A 14,521-nucleotide genomic window follows, 5' to 3' on the forward strand; every position below is an offset into this window, starting at 1 on the left:
CCCACTCCTGCCACCCGCCCGCAGGCGGGAGAGGAAAAACGGAGCGCCGGGCTCCGTTTTTCCAGGCAGCCGTGTGTTAGCGCACCGGCCAGCCGTACATCAAGCCACCTTGCTTGTAGGAAGCGTTAAGACCGCGCTCCAGCTTCATCGCGCTGTTCTTGCCCAGCGTGTTTTCGAAGCTTTCGCCGTAGTTGCCCACGTTCTTGATGATGTTGTAGGCCCACTTGTCATCCACGCCCAGGTTCTTGCCCATGCCCGGGGTCACGCCCAGGATGCGCTGAATGTTGGGATTGGGGCTCTTGGCCATTTCATCGACGTTGGCCTTGGTGATGCCGTATTCCTCGGCTTCGAGCATGGCGTTGAGCGACCAGCGCACGATGTTGAACCATTGCTCGTCGCCCTGGCGGACCATGGGGCCCAGCGGCTCCTTGGAGAAGTCTTCCGGCAGGATGACGAACTTGTCCGGGTTCTCGAGCGTGGTGCGGGTGGAGGCCAGTTGCGACTTGTCGGTGGTGAAGGCGTCGCAGCGGCCGGCCGAGAAGGCGCGGATGATTTCGTCGTACTTGTCGATCACGACGGGCTTGAATTCGATCTTCTGGCCACGGAACCAGTCAGCCAGGTTCAGCTCGGTGGTGGTGCCGGGCTGCACGCAGATGGTGGCGCCGTTCAGTTCCTTGGCGCTCTTGACGTTCAGGTCCTTGGAGACCATGACGCCCTGGCTGTCGTAGTAGTTCACGCCCACGCCGATCAGGCCCAGCGTCGTGTCGCGCGTCAGCGTGACGGTGGTGTTGCGGGTGAGCACGTCCACTTCGCCCGACTGCAGGGCGGTGAAGCGCTGTTGCGTGTTCAGCGGGGTGAACTTGACCTTGGTGGCGTCGCCGAACATGGTCGAGGCGATGGCGCGGCACAGGTCCACGTCGATGCCCTTGTATTCGCCCTTGCTGTCAGCGATGGAGAACCCCGGAATGCCCGTCGAAACCCCGCACTGGACAAACCCTTTTTTCTTGACGTTTTCGAAGGTTGCGCCCGCATTGGCTGCTGCCGATGCAGCGAACAAAGCAGCGCCGATCGCAGCGAGTTTCAATACTTTCATCGTGTTCTCCGTGTGGGATAAAGCGAATGTTCACGCGGGCCGGGTTGGGCCCACGTATGGGGCGGATGGTAGCGTCCGCGCCGCTCGCGGCGCATCCGGGAATTCCCTTGAAATATAGGGACACTGGATGAAATGAAACGCTGTTCACCGGTAAAAAGGGGACACTTTTTGAGCGCGCTCAAGCGCCCCCGGACGGGTTGCGCCGGATGGCTTATCCGCGCATCCTCCCCACGGTGTAGGCCACCTTACTGTCCCCGAGTTACTATTGCGGCTTCATCTGACAGCCGCCATGATCGAATTCCAGCACGTATTCAAATCATATGGTCGCGGCCGCAATATCCTGGCCGACATCAACTTCCGCGTGAGCGCGGGAGAGTTCGTTTTCGTATCCGGGCCGTCCGGCGCCGGCAAGTCCACTTTGCTCAAGCTGATCGGCGGGCTGGAGCCCGCCAGCCGGGGATCGATCCAGGTCAACGGCCAGCGGCTGGACAAGCTGCCCAGCCGTGCCCGGCCATACCTGCGCCGCGCCGTGGGCGTCATCCTGCAGGACACGCACCTGCTGTTCGATCGCAGCGCGTTCGAAAATGTCATGCTGCCGCTGGCGGTCACCGGCCATGCCTGGAACTCGGCCGCGGCGCGCGCCCGCGCCGCCCTGGACAAGGTGGGGCTGTCCGGCAAGGAAGACCTGAATCCGATCGAGCTGTCCGGCGGCGAACAGCAGCGCCTGGCGATCGCGCGGGCCATCGTGAACCGGCCCGCCATCCTGATCGCCGACGAGCCCACCGCCAACCTCGACCACGACAACGCGCAGCGCATCATGAATGTGTTCCGCGACTTCAACCGCGTCGGCGTGACCACGCTGATCGCCTCGCACGACCAGGACCTCATGGCGCGCTACGCCACCCGCACCTTGCGCATCGACCCGGGCAAATTCGCCGACTCCCAGGGCTCCGGGACGCCGCAGCCCGAGGCTGGCGCGGGGCAACCCGGCAGCGGACAGCCGGGCGCCGCGCCCGGCCGGAGCTACCCGGGAGAATCCGCATGAACGCCTGGCTGCGGCAACACCGCTACGCCCTGCTGGTCACCCTGCGCCGACTGATCAAGCAACCGTTCTCGTCGCTGGCCAACCTGCTGGTCATGGCCCTGGCCCTGGCCCTGCCGTTGCTGGGCAGCGCCATCCTGGTCTCGGTCCAGCCGGTGGCGCGCGAGATGTCGGTCACCCCCGAAGTCACCGTCTTCATGCGCGTGGACGCCCCCTCGGGCGCCGCCGCGGACGTGGCCAAGCGCATCCAGGACGAATACAAGGACGACATCCGCGCCGTGCGCGTGGTGGGCCGCGAGGACGCCCTGGCCGATCTGCGCGCCAACCCCGCGTGGCAACAGGCGCTGGCCGTGCTGCCGGGCAATCCGCTGCCGGACGCGGTGGTGGTCACGCTGGCCGACGGCGACAACCTCGCCGGCCGGGCCGACAAGCTGGCCGGGTCCTGGAAACAATGGAACCACGTCGACCTGGTGCAGCTGGACAGCGCCTGGGTACAGCGCCTGGAGGCGATCCTGCGCTTTGCCCGCATCGGCCTGGCCTTCCTGGCCGCCTGCGTGGCGGTGGTGGTGCTGGCGACGGTCTTCAACACCGTGCGCATGCAGGCACTCTCGCAACGCGAGGAAATCGGCGTGGCGCGGCTGGTGGGCGCCACGGAATCCTTCGTGCGCCGTCCCTTCCTCTACCTGGGCGCGCTGTCGGGCGCGGTGGCGTCGCTCCTGGCCATCGGCGTGGCGGCGGTCGCCCTGTCGCCGCTGAACGATGCCCTGGTGGGACTGGCCCGCAGCTACGGGGCCGAATTCGCCCTGCACCTGCCCGGCCCGGCCGTGCTGGTCGGCGCCGTGGTGGCGTCTGCCGCCCTGGGCGCGCTGTCGGCGCGCTGGTCGGTCACCCGCAGCACGCGCTTCTGACGCGCGTCGCCTAAAGCTCCGTATAACGCCCCTTCCTCCCCGTGATCCGGGGAACGGCTTGCGCCCGCCTGTGTAGGATGCTTGCAGGCCTGCCAGCGGGCGGCTGCGGGCGTCGGACGGTAAAAATCAGGACGAATTACGGCGTCCGTTACATAGCAATTCACCCGCTGGAAGCTTGAGTATGCAAGAATAAAGCGACATTTTCTTACATATTTTGATACATACCTGTTTTCCCGAGCTGCCAACTTCGTGTCCCAATCGTTGTTCTTGCCCTTAATCGAGTCCCATGGCCGCCCGTCTTGAAGCCCGTGCGACGCGCCACTATTTCGACAGCGCGTTTCAGTGTCAGGCGGTGAAAGTACTGCCCAACGAGTACTACGTCACCAACGAAGACCTGATGATCTCCACCGTCCTGGGGTCTTGCGTCGCCGCCTGTATCCACGACCCGGTCATTGGCGTGGGCGGCATGAACCATTTCATGTTGCCGGAAGGCGATATGCAGTCGCCCGCATCGGCCACCATGCGCTATGGCGCCTTCGCCATGGAAGTGCTGATCAACGAGCTGCTGAAGGCCGGCGCGGTGCGCGACCGGCTCGAAGCCAAGGTGTTCGGCGGCGGCGCCGTGCTGTCCGCCATGCAGCAGATGAACATCGGCGAGCGCAACGGCGAGTTCGTGTTGAACTACCTCAGAACCGAAGGCATTCCCGTCAAGGCGCAGGACCTGGGCGACGTGCACGCGCGCCGCATCAACTACTTCCCGCGCGATGGCCGGGTAATGGTCCGCAAGATGGCGCCGCACCACCAGCGCGCCGAGGAAATCATCGCCAAGCGCGAACAGGCCGCCGCCCAGAGCGTGCAGGCCAAGACCGAAAGCCCGCAGCGCATCGAGCGCTTCACCCGGCCCGGCGTGGAGCGTTTCGACCGTCCGGCCCGCCCTGGCGTGGAACGCTTCGACCGTCCGGCCCGTCCCGGCGTGGAACGCCTCGACCGTCCAGCCCGTCCCGGCGTGGAACGCTTCGACACCGCCCTGACCCGCCCGCGCCGCACCGAGACCGCCGGCGACTGAACCGGTCCGCACGCGCATTGCGGCGGATGCGCCCCTACAATCAGCGCATGTCCACCGTCCGCCTGTTCTACGCCTTGTGGCCCGCCCCCTCGCTGGCGGCGCAGCTCGCGACCTGGGCGGAACTGGCGCGTCCCGCTTGCGGCGGACGGACCATGCGCACGGAAACCCTGCACCTGACCCTGGCGTTCCTGGGGCCGGTGGACTCGGCGCTCGCCGACGAGCTGGCCGCGGCGACTCCCGAACGCCGCCTCGCCCCCGAAGACGTCCTGCTGGACCGCTACGGCGTCTTTGGCCGCCAGCGCATCCTGTGGGCCGGCCCTGGCGACACCCCCGCGGGCCTGCAAGCCGCCCACGACGAACTCTGGCTGTGGCTGTCCGGCTTCGGCCTGGCCGCGCCGCCACAACCCTTCCGCCCGCACGTCACCCTGCTGCGCAACATCGAACACGCCAGCCCGCCCGCCGAAGCGCCCGCTTCCCTGCCCTGGCGCTACGACCGCATGGTGCTGGTCGCCTCCGAATCGCTTTCTGGCGGCAGCCGTTACCGCATCGTGGCGCAGTCCCGGCCGCAAAACTCCTGACCTCCCGCTCTGGCACAATCAGCCGGTTGCCACCCTCCGGGATCGCCATGATCATCCTGCTGGACCAAGACGGCGTGCTCGCCGACTTCGAACACGCCTTCATCGACGCCTGGCGCGCGCGCCATCCGGACATACCGCCCGTGGCGTTCGAGGACCGCAAGTCTTTCTACATCCGCCAGGACTACGCCCCCGAGCTGCGCGGCATGGCCGAAGCCATCTACACGGCGCCCGGCTTCATCCGCGACCTGCCGCCGGTGCCCGGCGCGCTGGAAGCCGTGAAGGAACTGCTGGCGCTGGGCATGGACGTGCGCATCTGCTCCTCGCCCCTGTCGCAGTTCGAGAATTGCGTGGCGGAAAAGTATCTGTGGGTGGAAAAGCACCTGGGGCGCGAAGCCACCAACCGGCTGATCCTGACCAAGGACAAGACGCTGGTGCAGGGCCATCTGCTTATCGACGACAAGCCCCTGATCGAAGGCGCGGTCAAGCCGCGCTGGAAGCACATCCTGTTCGACGCCCCCTACAACCGCGAGGTCTCGGACCGCCCCCGCATCAGCTGGAAGAACTGGCGCAACGTACTGGCCGGAGAGCTGTATACGGCAGATGCGTGAGTCCTGTTCAGCTGCCGCGATTTGGGACTATTCTGTGTTGCTGTACCCCCCACCCCGGAGGAGCCTGCGCCATGAATCTGTACCGTCTTCTGAAGCAGCGGGAAGCCGACCACAAGCCTTTGCGTGTTGCACTGCTGGGCGCCGGAAAGTTCGGCGCGATGTTCATGAGCCAGGCCCCGCGCACGCCGGGGATGAGGCTGGTCGCGGTCGCCGATCTGGTGCCCGACCGGGCCCGCGCGGCTCTCACCCGCGTCGGCTGGCCCGCCAGCGCGCTCAATGCCGCCAGCACCAATGACGCGCTGAAGAACGGCAAGGTCTACTTCTGCGACGACCCCCACGCCGTGATCGCCAGCCCCGACGTCGATATCGTCATCGACGCCACCGGCCAGGCAGCGGCCGGCATCAGCCACGTGCTGGCCTGCTGCGAATACGGCAAGCACATCATCATGGTCAACGTCGAGGCCGACGCGCTGGCCGGCCCCCTGCTGGCGCGGCGCGCGCGCGAAGCCGGCATCGTCTATTCGCTGGCCTACGGCGACCAGCCGGCCCTGATCTGCGAAATGGTGGACTGGGCGCGCGCCAGTGGCTTCGAGGTCATGGCCGCGGGCAAGGGCACCAAGTACCTGCCCGAATTCCATACGTCCACGCCGGACACCGTCTGGCCCTATTACGGCTTCACCGCCGAAATGGTCGCGGCGGGCGACTTCAACGCCCAGATGTTCAACAGTTTCCTGGACGGCACCAAGAGCGCCATCGAGATGGCCGCGGTTTCCAACGCCACCGGGCTGCTGCCCTCGCCCTCCGGCCTGCATTTTCCGCCTTGCGGCGTGGACGATCTGGCGCGCGTGCTGCGTCCGCGCGACAGCGGCGGCATCCTGCACCACCGCGGACAGGTCGAGGTGATTTCCTCGCTGGAGCGCGACGGCAGGCCGGTATTCCGCGACCTGCGCTGGGGCGTGTACGTCACCCTGGCCGCCGATAGCGACTACGTGCGCCGCTGCTTCAAGGAGTACGGGCTGGTCACGGACCCCAGCGGCAACTTTACCGCCATGTACAAGCCCTATCACCTGATCGGGCTGGAGCTGGGCATCAGCGTGGCCAGCGTCGGCTTGCGGCGCGAACCCACCGGCGCGCCCGCCGGCTGGCATGGCGACGTCGTCGCCACCGCCAAGCGCGACCTGCCGGCAGGGCAGATCCTGGACGGCGAAGGCGGCTACACGGTGTACGGCCGGCTGATGCCGGCGCGCGATTCGGTGGATGAAGGCTATCTGCCGCTGGGCCTGTCGCACCAGGTCAAGCTGAAGAACCCGGTGCGCCAATCCCAGGCGATCCGCTGGGCCGACGTGGAATACGACGACCGCGCCACGGCGGTGCAGTTCCGCCGCGAAATGGAGCAGACCTTCGCCTAGGGCTCGTCCGGGGCGCAGGCAAGCCCCGGCGCCCTAGACCGGCGCCGGCCGCTCCGCCTGGAACAGGCGCAGGCGATCCGCGGCGTTGCGCAGGTGCCGGTCGGCGGCGCGTCCGGCGGCGTCCGGATCGCCCGCATCGATGGCGGCGAAAATCGCCTGATGCTCGCTCTGCACCGCGGCCATGCGTTCGGCATACCTGCGCGCCGTGTTGTTGCGCGCGCTGCGGATGACCCGCCGCACATTGGCTTCCAGGTAGTCGTTCAGGGCCACCAGATGCGGGTTATGGGTGGCCTGCACGATGGCATGGTGGAACTGGTAGTCCTCTTCGTCGCCCAGCTTGTCATTAAGCAGCGCGTACTCCATGCCCACCAGCGCCTGGCGCATCTTCTTCAGGTCGGCGTCGGTGCGGCGCTGCGCGGCGTAGCGCGCGGCGGTGACTTCGATGGACAGCATCAGCTCCAGGATGTGTTCCAGTTCCTGGTTGTCGCCCGGCGTGGGCGCGGCGATGCGGAAGGCGTTCTTCTGGAAGTTCGGATCGACGAACACCCCGCTGCCTTGCTGCGACGTGATCAGGCCTTCGGACTTCAGGCGCGCCAGCGCTTCGCGCACGACGGCGCGGCTGACCGAATAGGTTTCCGTCAGCTGCTTTTCCGTGGGCAGGCGATCACCAGGCGCGAGCACGCCCTGGCGGATCTGCTCCGCCAGCGCGTCGCCCAGCGCCGCCGAAAGCGAACTCTTGGGCGCGGCGCGCGGCGGATCCTGTGCTTGGTTGGGCTGCATGGTCGGTGGGTGGAAACTTGCGGGCGGCGCGCAGGCGCGCCGCCTCTTGTTTATGGAAATTCCCGGCGGGCTGGCCGCGGCATGGACAGCCGCGCCATCCTGGGACTTTACGCGATATAGATGCCGCCGTTGACCTGCATGACCTCGCCCGTGACGAAACCGGCCAGCGGCGAGCACAGGAAAGCGATGGAACCCGCGATCTCCTCGGCCGTGCCGTAGCGGCGCAGCGGCGTGCTTTCCAGCAGCTGCGCGCCCTTCTGCCCGATCAGGTCCTGGGTCATGGAGGTGGCGATGATGCCCGGCGCCACCGCGTTCACGCGGATCTGCGGCGCCAATTCCAGCGCCAGACTGCGCGTGAAGCTCTGCACCGCGCCCTTGGACGCGGAGTAGGCCGCGTGCGCGTAGCTGCCGCGCTGGGCCGCCAGCGAGGTCAGCAGCACGATGGAGCCGTCGTGACGCAGGTGGCGCTGAGCGGCGCGGCACACATAGAAAGTGCCGTCCAGGTTGACGCGCATCAGCGTGCGCCAGGCCTCGTCGCTGGTGTCCTTGACCAGTTGCTCCGGGTAGATGCCGGCGCAATGCACCAGATGATCCAGCCCGCCGAAATGCTTGGCCGCCGCCTCGAACACGCGTTCGCAGTCGGCCGACGCCGACACGTCCAGCGCGCGCGTGTAGACGCGCTGCCCGCTGGGATCCAGTTCGGCCGCCACCTCTTCCAGGCGCGCGTTGTCGATGTCGGTCAGCACCAGCCGGGCGCCATGCGCCGCCATCAGCCGCGCCGTCGCCAGACCGATGCCATTGCCCGCGCCGGTGATGGCGGCAACCTTTCCTTCGAACGAAATCATTCTGTCTCCTGAAGCGCTCTCGTACGCGGGTTGAACGCCTTTCCGGCGGCCGCGGGAATTCCGATTGGACTCCCGAAACGGCCGCTTGACACGGGAAAAACGCTTGCCCTATGATTTATCTGACAACTTAATAAAGTTGCCTGACAACTTATTCTGAAAGCGTAAAGCAACTGGCGCTTTCAGGCAAGAGAGTCAGGAACGACACAGCGGCAAGCCGCTACCCAGGCAGGGGACAAACAGGTGGAAATCACCGGCAGCACTACCGTTTTCGCGATCGCGGCGGACCCGATCGCGCACGTCAAGACGCCCCAACGGCTCAACGCCTTGCTGCGCGAGCGCGGCGTGGACGCGGTCATGGTCCCGTTCCATGTGGCCCCCGCCGCCCTGCCCGGCCTGTTCGCCGGCATCCGCGGGCTGGCCAATCTGGGCGGCATTGTGGTGACGGTGCCCCACAAGGAAAACGCCGCCGCCCTGTGCGACGCCCTGACGCCGTCCGCCCAGCTGAGCGGCGCGGTCAATGCGGTGCGCCTGCGCGACGGCGTGCTCACCGGCGGCAACTTCGACGGTCTGGGCTTCGTGGCCGGCCTGCGCAGCCAGGGCCACGATCCGGCCGGCCGCCATGTCTACCTGGCCGGCCTGGGCGGCGCGGGCAAGGCCATCGCCTGTGCCGTTGCCGACGCCGGCCCCGCCAGCCTGCGCCTGTACAACCGCAGCGCCGACAAGGCGCTCTCCTTCGCCGCCCATCTGAGCCGCCAATATCCCGGCCTCGCCATCAGCGTGGCCAGCGCCGCGCCCGAGCCCTGCGACATCACCATCAACGCGACCTCGCTGGGCCTGAAAGACACCGATCCCCTGCCCTTCCAGCTGGACGCGCTTGCCGCCGGCACCGTCGTCGCCGACGCCGTCATGAGCCGCGTCGACACGCCCTTGCTGCGCGCCGCAGCCGCGCGCGGCTGCCGCACGCACCCGGGCCTGTACATGCTGGAAGGACAGATCGCCGAAATTGCCCGCTTCCTGGGCATAGAAGAGCCGCGCCAGGGCCTGCCCGCCAGCGCGCTTGCTTGATTCACAAATCACCACACTCCCGTTCCACGGAGGAGACACGCATGAAATTGGCTTTCACCACCGGCCTGCTGTGCCTGGCCGGCATTGCCGCATCGGCCCAGGCCGCGCCCGTCAAGATCGGCCTGATCGAAACGCTGTCCGGCCCGCAGGCCTCGACCGGCCTGATTTTCCGCGCCGCGGTCAAGTATGAGCTGGACCGCATCAACGCCGCCGGCGGCTGGAACGGCCAGCCCCTGGAGTTGATCGAGTTCGACAACCAGGGAGGCCCAGTAGGCGCGTCCGACCGTTTCCGTGCGGCGGCCGCCGAAGGCGTGCAGATCCTGGTGCAGGGGTCCTCGTCGGCCATTTCTGGCCAGTTGACCGAAGACGTGCGCAAGCACAACCTGCGCAACCCCGGCCGCGAGGTCGTGTTCCTGAACGTGGGCGGCGAGGCGCTGGAGCTGACCGGCCAGAAGTGCCACTTCTACCACTTCCGTTTCGCCACCAACGCCGACCTGCGCGTGAAGGCGCTGGCCTCGGTCATGTCGGCCGACGGCACGCTGGGCAAGCGCGTGTACGCCATCAACCAGAACTACTCCTGGGGCCAGGACATGGAAGGCGCGACCGAGCGCTTCGCCCAGCAGTATGGCTATGAAGTGGTCGGCAAGACCCTGCACGAAGTCAACAAGATCCAGGACTTCGCACCCTACGTGGCGCGCATCCGCTCGGCCACGCCCGACACGGTCATCACCGGCAACTGGTCCAACGACCTGCTGCTGCTGATGAAGGCCACCCAGGCTGCGGGCCTCAAGGTGCGTTTCGGCACGGTGTTCCTGGACCAGGTGGGCAACCTGGCCAACGCCGGCGAAGTCGCGCTGGGCCACTACATCGCCCACCCCTACAACATCGAGGCCGCGGGCGAGGAAGGCGCCAAGTTCGCCGAGGACTACAAGGCCAAGACCGGCCACTACCCCAGCTACACCGAACCGCAAACCGTCATCGGCATCGCCTTCCTGGGCGAGGCGCTCAAGCAGGTCAAGCCGCAGGACGGCAAGCTGTCCGTGCCGGAGCTGGCGCGCGCGCTGGAGAAGGTCACCTACACCTCGTCGCTGGGCACCTACACGATGCGTGCGGAAGACCACCAGGTACAGCTGCCCATGGTGGTGTCCAAGGTCGGCAAGAACGCCAAGTACAAGGCCGACGGCACCGACATGGGCTTCGAGCCAGTGAAGGTGTTGGCCGCGGCCGACGTGTCGGCGCCGCCCCAGGCAACTTGCAAGATGCAACGGCCGAACTGACAGGCGGCCTGAGGAATCGCGCGCCGCGAGCCGGCGCGCGCGTTCTCTCGCCCGCTTAGAAAAGCGCACACCGGCGCGGGCCGGAAAAACGCAGTGCGCGATGGATCGCAAGACGCCTGGCGTCTACGCGGAAGAATTATGGAGCGGACATGGAATACTTTACCGTCTCGCTGTTGAACGGCGTGATTTACGGCCTGCTGCTATTCATGGTGTCGGCAGGCTTGACACTGATTTTCGGGATGATGGGCGTGCTCAATTTCGCGCACGCCTCGTTCTACATGATAGGCGCGTATGCCGCCTACACCCTGACGCCGGTCACCGGCTTCTGGACCGCGCTGGTACTGGCCACCGTCATCGCCGGCCTGCTCGGCATGGGCGTCGAGCGCTTCTTCCTGCGCCGCGTCCACAAGTTCGGCCACGCGCAGGAACTGTTGGTGACCTTCGGCCTGGCCTTCATCGTGGCCGAGCTGATCAAGCTGTTCTACGGCGACTTTCCGGTCGACTACCGCGTGCCGCAGTTCCTCAATTTCCCCGCCTTCCGCGTGTTCGGCGCGGACTATCCCTTCTACCGCCTGCTGATGGGCGGCGTGTCGCTGGCGATGTTCGCCGTGATTTATCTGCTGCTGTCACGCACCCGCGTGGGCATCGTGGTGCGCTCGGCCATCTACCGCCCGCGCATGGCGGAAGCGCTGGGCCATAACGTGCCGCTGGTGTTCATGAGCGTGTTCGGCGTGGGCGCGGCCATGGCAGGCCTGGCCGGCGCGGTGGCGGGCGCCTTCTACACCACCAATCCGAACATGGCGCTGGAACTGGGCGTGCTGGTGTTCGTGGTGGTGGTGGTGGGCGGCCTGGGTTCGCTGGGAGGCGCGATGATCGCCTCGCTGCTGATCGGCCTGATCAGCTCGTTCTCGGTCGGCATCGACGCCAGCCTGGCGTCCCTGTTCGGCCTGTTCGGCGCCGGCGCATGGGCCGAGAGCGTGGGCGGACTGATGACCGTGAAGATTTCCAGCCTGGCGGCCACCCTGCCCTTCCTGCTGATGCTGGTGGTGCTGCTGGTCAAGCCCTCGGGCCTGAAGGGAGAACAGGCATGAGCCAGACCCGCCGTACTTCCGCCATCCTGTTGCTCCTCCTGTGCGTGGCCGCGCTCTGCGCGCTGCCCTGGCTGCTGCCCCCGGGCCAGCTGGTGGCGGCGGTGCAGATGCTGATCGCCGCGCTGTTCGCCTGCGCCTTCAACCTGCTGGCCGGCCAGGGCGGCATGCTGTCCTTCGGCCATGCCGCGTACTTCGGCGTGGGCACCTTCGCCACCATCCACGCCATGAACGCGCTGGGCGGCGCGGGCCTCTTGCCCACGCCCCTGATGCCGCTGGCGGGCGGCGTGGCCGGCCTGCTGTTCGGCCTGGTCGCGGGCTGGTTCGCCACCATGCGTTCCGGCGTGTACTTCGCCATGATCACGCTGGCGCTGGCCGAACTGCTGCACGCGCTGGCGCCACACCTGAAGGGCGTGTTCGGCGGCGAGGCGGGCGTGTCCGCCATGCGCATGCCGGCCTGGGGCTTCAGTTTCGGTTCCGACATCGAGGTCTATTTCCTGGTGCTGGCCTGGGTGCTGGTGTCGCTGGCGGCGCTGTACGGCCTGACCCGCACGCCGCTGGGCCGGCTGACGCTGGGCCTGCGCGAAAACGCCAACCGCCTGCGCTACCTGGGCTATCGCCCGCATACGCTGAAGACCCTGGTGTTCGCGCTGTCGGCCATGTTCGCCGGCATCGCCGGGGGCTTGCAGGCGTTGAACATCGAAGCCGGCAACTACGTGCTGTTCGACGTCAAGCTGTCCACCGACGCGGTGCTGTTCGCCTACATCGGCGGCGTCAACGCCTTCCTCGGTCCGGTATTGGGCGCGTCCATCCTGACCTTCCTGTCGCAGACGCTGGCGGACATCACCCGCTCCTGGCTGCTGTACCAGGGCATTCTTTTCGTTCTGGTGATGCTGTTCGTGCCGGATGGGCTGGTCGGCCTGGTGCAGGGCGCCGCCCGTTCGCTGCGCGAGCGCGGCCTGGCCAACTGGCTGCCGCGCGCGGCGGTATCGGTGGCAGGCGGCCTGCTGCTGACCTGCGCCACGGTCTTCACGGTGGAGCTGCTGCAACGCATGTTCGCCCGCGACTACCGCTCGCTGCTGGCGATGAACCCCGAGGCCGGCTGGCCCGACATCCCGCTGTTCGGCCACGACTGGGCGCCGCTGGCGCTGTCGACCTGGCTGATTCCGCTGGCGCTGTTCGCCGTGGGCCTCGCCGCCTGCCGCTGGGCGCTGGCCCTGTGGCGCGACGACGCCCAAGCCGCTCCCGCGCTGGAGGCCGCACAATGAGCCACGACATCCTGACCCTGACCGACGTGCGCAAGTCCTTTGGCGACGCGCAGATCATCCGCGGCGTGAACCTGAAGATCGAGGCCGGCGAACGCCATGCCGTCATCGGTCCCAACGGCGCGGGCAAGTCGACCCTGTTCCACCTGATGTCGGGCTCGTTCGCGCCGACCTCGGGCGACATCAGCCTGCGTTCGCGCCCCATCGGCGGCCTGCCGCCGGAACGCATCAACCGCCTGGGGCTGGCGCGCTCGTTCCAGATCACCAACGTGTTCCCGCGCCTGTCGGTGCGCGAAAACCTGCGGCTGGCGGTGCTGCGCATGCACGGGCTGGTCTACAACTTCTGGCGCCCGATCGCCCGCAACCGCAGCGTCAACGAAGACGTGGACCGCCTGCTGGAGAAGGTGCGCCTGGCAGCCAAGCAGGACACCGCCGCCGGCGACCTGAACTACTCGGAACAGCGTTCGCTGGAAATCGGCATGACGCTGGCCTCGCGCCCAAAGGTCATCCTGCTGGACGAGCCCATGGCGGGCATGTCCCAGCACGAGGTGGACTACACGGTGGAACTCATCAAGGACGTGACCCGCGATTGCACGCTGCTGATCGTGGAGCACGACATGCAGGTGGTGTTCTCGCTGGCCGACCGCATCAGCGTGCTGGTCTACGGCGAGATCCTCGCCACCGGCACGCCGGCCGACATCCGCGGCGACGCCCGCGTGCGCGAAGCCTACCTGGGAGAGGAAACGGTATGACGACGCAATCCCCCTTGCTGAGCCTGCAAGGCGTGCACGCCCACTACGGCAAGAGCCACATCCTGCACGGCATCGACCTGACCGTGGGCCGCGGCGAGGTCGTGAGCCTGCTGGGCCGCAACGGCGCCGGCCGCTCCACCACCATGAAGAGCATCATGGGCCTGGTGGACGTGACCGGCGGCAGCATCGCCATCGAAGGCCGCGACATCACCAACAAGCGCCCCTTCGAGATCGCGCGCGCCGGGCTGGGCTTCGTGCCGGAAGAGCGCGAAGTCTTCGCCAACCTGACCGTCGACGAAAACCTGCGCATGGGCGAACAGCCCAAGCGCGACGACGCGCCCTTCTGGTCCGCCGAGCAGATGTTCGACTACTTCCCGCGCCTGAAGGAGCGCCGCGGCACCAAGGCCGGCAACCTGTCCGGCGGCGAGCAACAGATGCTGACCATGTGCCGCTCGCTGCTGGGCAACCCCAAGGTCATGCTGATCGACGAGCCCACCGAAGGCCTGGCGCCGAAGATCGTGGAAGTGATCGCCGACGTGATCCGCGACATCCACAAGCGCGGCGTGTCCGTGGTGCTGGTGGAGCAAAAGCTGACCATCGCGCTGAAGGTCTCCACCCGCGTCAGCGTGATGGGCCACGGCCGCATCGTTTTCGAAGGACCGCCCGCGCAGCTGCATGAGCGCCAGGACGTGGTCCAGGAATGGCTGGCGGTCTGACCGCCTGCACGTATACATAGCTAAGAGGC

At 67.1% G+C, this 14,521-nt stretch carries 15 protein-coding genes; 12 read left to right on the forward strand and 3 right to left on the reverse strand.

Annotation, left to right across the window (positions count from 1 at the left end):
* Positions 1–76: 76 nt before the first annotated feature.
* Positions 77–1,093 carry an amino acid ABC transporter substrate-binding protein gene (locus tag FOC84_RS09700; protein ID WP_173144231.1) on the reverse strand — a complete coding sequence of 339 codons (1,017 nt, stop codon included), beginning with the start codon at positions 1,091–1,093 and terminating at the stop codon, positions 77–79.
* Positions 1,094–1,382: 289 nt separating this feature from the next.
* Here FOC84_RS09700 and FOC84_RS09705 point away from each other — a divergent pair, with 289 nt between their 5' ends.
* From FOC84_RS09705 to FOC84_RS09730, 6 genes are all read left to right on the forward strand, one after another.
* Positions 1,383–2,138 (forward strand): cell division ATP-binding protein FtsE, encoded by a 756-nt coding sequence (locus FOC84_RS09705; RefSeq protein WP_173144232.1) that lies wholly within the window; start codon positions 1,383–1,385, stop codon positions 2,136–2,138.
* Positions 2,135–3,043 (forward strand): cell division protein FtsX, encoded by a 909-nt coding sequence (locus FOC84_RS09710; RefSeq protein WP_173144233.1) that lies wholly within the window; start codon positions 2,135–2,137, stop codon positions 3,041–3,043. Before FOC84_RS09705 ends, FOC84_RS09710 begins: the two co-directional genes overlap by 4 nt.
* Positions 3,044–3,329: 286 nt before the next feature.
* Complete coding sequence (gene cheD, locus FOC84_RS09715) at positions 3,330–4,109, forward strand: chemoreceptor glutamine deamidase CheD (protein WP_173144234.1); 780 nt, start codon at positions 3,330–3,332, stop codon at positions 4,107–4,109.
* A gap of 47 nt (positions 4,110–4,156) precedes the next feature.
* A complete protein-coding gene (thpR, locus tag FOC84_RS09720) occupies positions 4,157–4,687 on the forward strand; it encodes an RNA 2',3'-cyclic phosphodiesterase (protein WP_173144235.1) in 531 nt (176 codons plus the stop codon).
* A 47-nt stretch (positions 4,688–4,734) separates the two neighbouring features.
* Positions 4,735–5,295 carry a 5'-3'-deoxyribonucleotidase gene (locus tag FOC84_RS09725; protein ID WP_173144236.1) on the forward strand — a complete coding sequence of 187 codons (561 nt, stop codon included), beginning with the start codon at positions 4,735–4,737 and terminating at the stop codon, positions 5,293–5,295.
* A 71-nt stretch (positions 5,296–5,366) separates the two neighbouring features.
* Positions 5,367–6,704 (forward strand): NAD(P)H-dependent oxidoreductase, encoded by a 1,338-nt coding sequence (locus tag FOC84_RS09730; RefSeq protein WP_173144237.1) that lies wholly within the window; start codon positions 5,367–5,369, stop codon positions 6,702–6,704.
* A gap of 33 nt (positions 6,705–6,737) precedes the next feature.
* Here the strand turns inward: FOC84_RS09730 and FOC84_RS09735 are convergent, their stop codons facing one another.
* Together FOC84_RS09735 and FOC84_RS09740 are read right to left on the reverse strand one after the other, a co-directional pair.
* Positions 6,738–7,484 carry a FadR/GntR family transcriptional regulator gene (locus FOC84_RS09735; protein WP_173144238.1) on the reverse strand — a complete coding sequence of 249 codons (747 nt, stop codon included), beginning with the start codon at positions 7,482–7,484 and terminating at the stop codon, positions 6,738–6,740.
* 107 nt (positions 7,485–7,591) lie between these two features.
* Positions 7,592–8,329 carry an SDR family NAD(P)-dependent oxidoreductase gene (locus FOC84_RS09740; RefSeq protein WP_013396517.1) on the reverse strand — a complete coding sequence of 246 codons (738 nt, stop codon included), beginning with the start codon at positions 8,327–8,329 and terminating at the stop codon, positions 7,592–7,594.
* Positions 8,330–8,569: 240 nt separating this feature from the next.
* On the opposite strand from FOC84_RS09740, the gene FOC84_RS09745 reads away from it, so the two are divergent.
* The 6 genes from FOC84_RS09745 (at position 8,570) to FOC84_RS09770 (ending at position 14,492) form a co-directional block, all read left to right on the forward strand.
* Positions 8,570–9,394, forward strand: a complete 825-nt coding sequence (locus FOC84_RS09745) for a shikimate dehydrogenase family protein (protein WP_173144239.1) — start codon at positions 8,570–8,572, stop codon at positions 9,392–9,394.
* Positions 9,395–9,435: 41 nt separating this feature from the next.
* Positions 9,436–10,671 (forward strand): branched-chain amino acid ABC transporter substrate-binding protein, encoded by a 1,236-nt coding sequence (locus FOC84_RS09750; protein WP_173144240.1) that lies wholly within the window; start codon positions 9,436–9,438, stop codon positions 10,669–10,671.
* A gap of 149 nt (positions 10,672–10,820) precedes the next feature.
* Positions 10,821–11,762 carry a branched-chain amino acid ABC transporter permease gene (locus tag FOC84_RS09755; RefSeq protein WP_173144241.1) on the forward strand — a complete coding sequence of 314 codons (942 nt, stop codon included), beginning with the start codon at positions 10,821–10,823 and terminating at the stop codon, positions 11,760–11,762.
* Complete coding sequence (locus FOC84_RS09760; protein ID WP_173144242.1) at positions 11,759–13,027, forward strand: branched-chain amino acid ABC transporter permease; 1,269 nt, start codon at positions 11,759–11,761, stop codon at positions 13,025–13,027. Before FOC84_RS09755 ends, FOC84_RS09760 begins: the two co-directional genes overlap by 4 nt.
* Positions 13,024–13,776: an ABC transporter ATP-binding protein gene (locus FOC84_RS09765; RefSeq protein WP_173144243.1), complete on the forward strand. Its 753-nt coding sequence runs from the start codon at positions 13,024–13,026 to the stop codon at positions 13,774–13,776. Before FOC84_RS09760 ends, FOC84_RS09765 begins: the two co-directional genes overlap by 4 nt.
* Positions 13,773–14,492, forward strand: a complete 720-nt coding sequence (locus tag FOC84_RS09770) for an ABC transporter ATP-binding protein (protein ID WP_173144244.1) — start codon at positions 13,773–13,775, stop codon at positions 14,490–14,492. Before FOC84_RS09765 ends, FOC84_RS09770 begins: the two co-directional genes overlap by 4 nt.
* Positions 14,493–14,521 lie beyond the last annotated feature (29 nt).

The sequence above is a fragment of the Achromobacter pestifer genome, assembly GCF_013267355.1.
Lineage (GTDB): Bacteria > Pseudomonadota > Gammaproteobacteria > Burkholderiales > Burkholderiaceae_B > Achromobacter > Achromobacter pestifer_A.

Coding starts and splice junctions, on each gene's coding strand:
- FOC84_RS09700 (WP_173144231.1), bottom strand. CDS start 1,093: ATGAAAGTATTGAAACTCGCTGCGATCGGCGCTGCTTTGTTCGCTGCA.
- FOC84_RS09705 (WP_173144232.1), top strand. CDS start 1,383: ATGATCGAATTCCAGCACGTATTCAAATCATATGGTCGCGGCCGCAAT.
- FOC84_RS09710 (WP_173144233.1), top strand. CDS start 2,135: ATGAACGCCTGGCTGCGGCAACACCGCTACGCCCTGCTGGTCACCCTG.
- cheD (WP_173144234.1), top strand. CDS start 3,330: ATGGCCGCCCGTCTTGAAGCCCGTGCGACGCGCCACTATTTCGACAGC.
- thpR (WP_173144235.1), top strand. CDS start 4,157: ATGTCCACCGTCCGCCTGTTCTACGCCTTGTGGCCCGCCCCCTCGCTG.
- FOC84_RS09725 (WP_173144236.1), top strand. CDS start 4,735: ATGATCATCCTGCTGGACCAAGACGGCGTGCTCGCCGACTTCGAACAC.
- FOC84_RS09730 (WP_173144237.1), top strand. CDS start 5,367: ATGAATCTGTACCGTCTTCTGAAGCAGCGGGAAGCCGACCACAAGCCT.
- FOC84_RS09735 (WP_173144238.1), bottom strand. CDS start 7,484: ATGCAGCCCAACCAAGCACAGGATCCGCCGCGCGCCGCGCCCAAGAGT.
- FOC84_RS09740 (WP_013396517.1), bottom strand. CDS start 8,329: ATGATTTCGTTCGAAGGAAAGGTTGCCGCCATCACCGGCGCGGGCAAT.
- FOC84_RS09750 (WP_173144240.1), top strand. CDS start 9,436: ATGAAATTGGCTTTCACCACCGGCCTGCTGTGCCTGGCCGGCATTGCC.
- FOC84_RS09755 (WP_173144241.1), top strand. CDS start 10,821: ATGGAATACTTTACCGTCTCGCTGTTGAACGGCGTGATTTACGGCCTG.
- FOC84_RS09760 (WP_173144242.1), top strand. CDS start 11,759: ATGAGCCAGACCCGCCGTACTTCCGCCATCCTGTTGCTCCTCCTGTGC.
- FOC84_RS09765 (WP_173144243.1), top strand. CDS start 13,024: ATGAGCCACGACATCCTGACCCTGACCGACGTGCGCAAGTCCTTTGGC.
- FOC84_RS09770 (WP_173144244.1), top strand. CDS start 13,773: ATGACGACGCAATCCCCCTTGCTGAGCCTGCAAGGCGTGCACGCCCAC.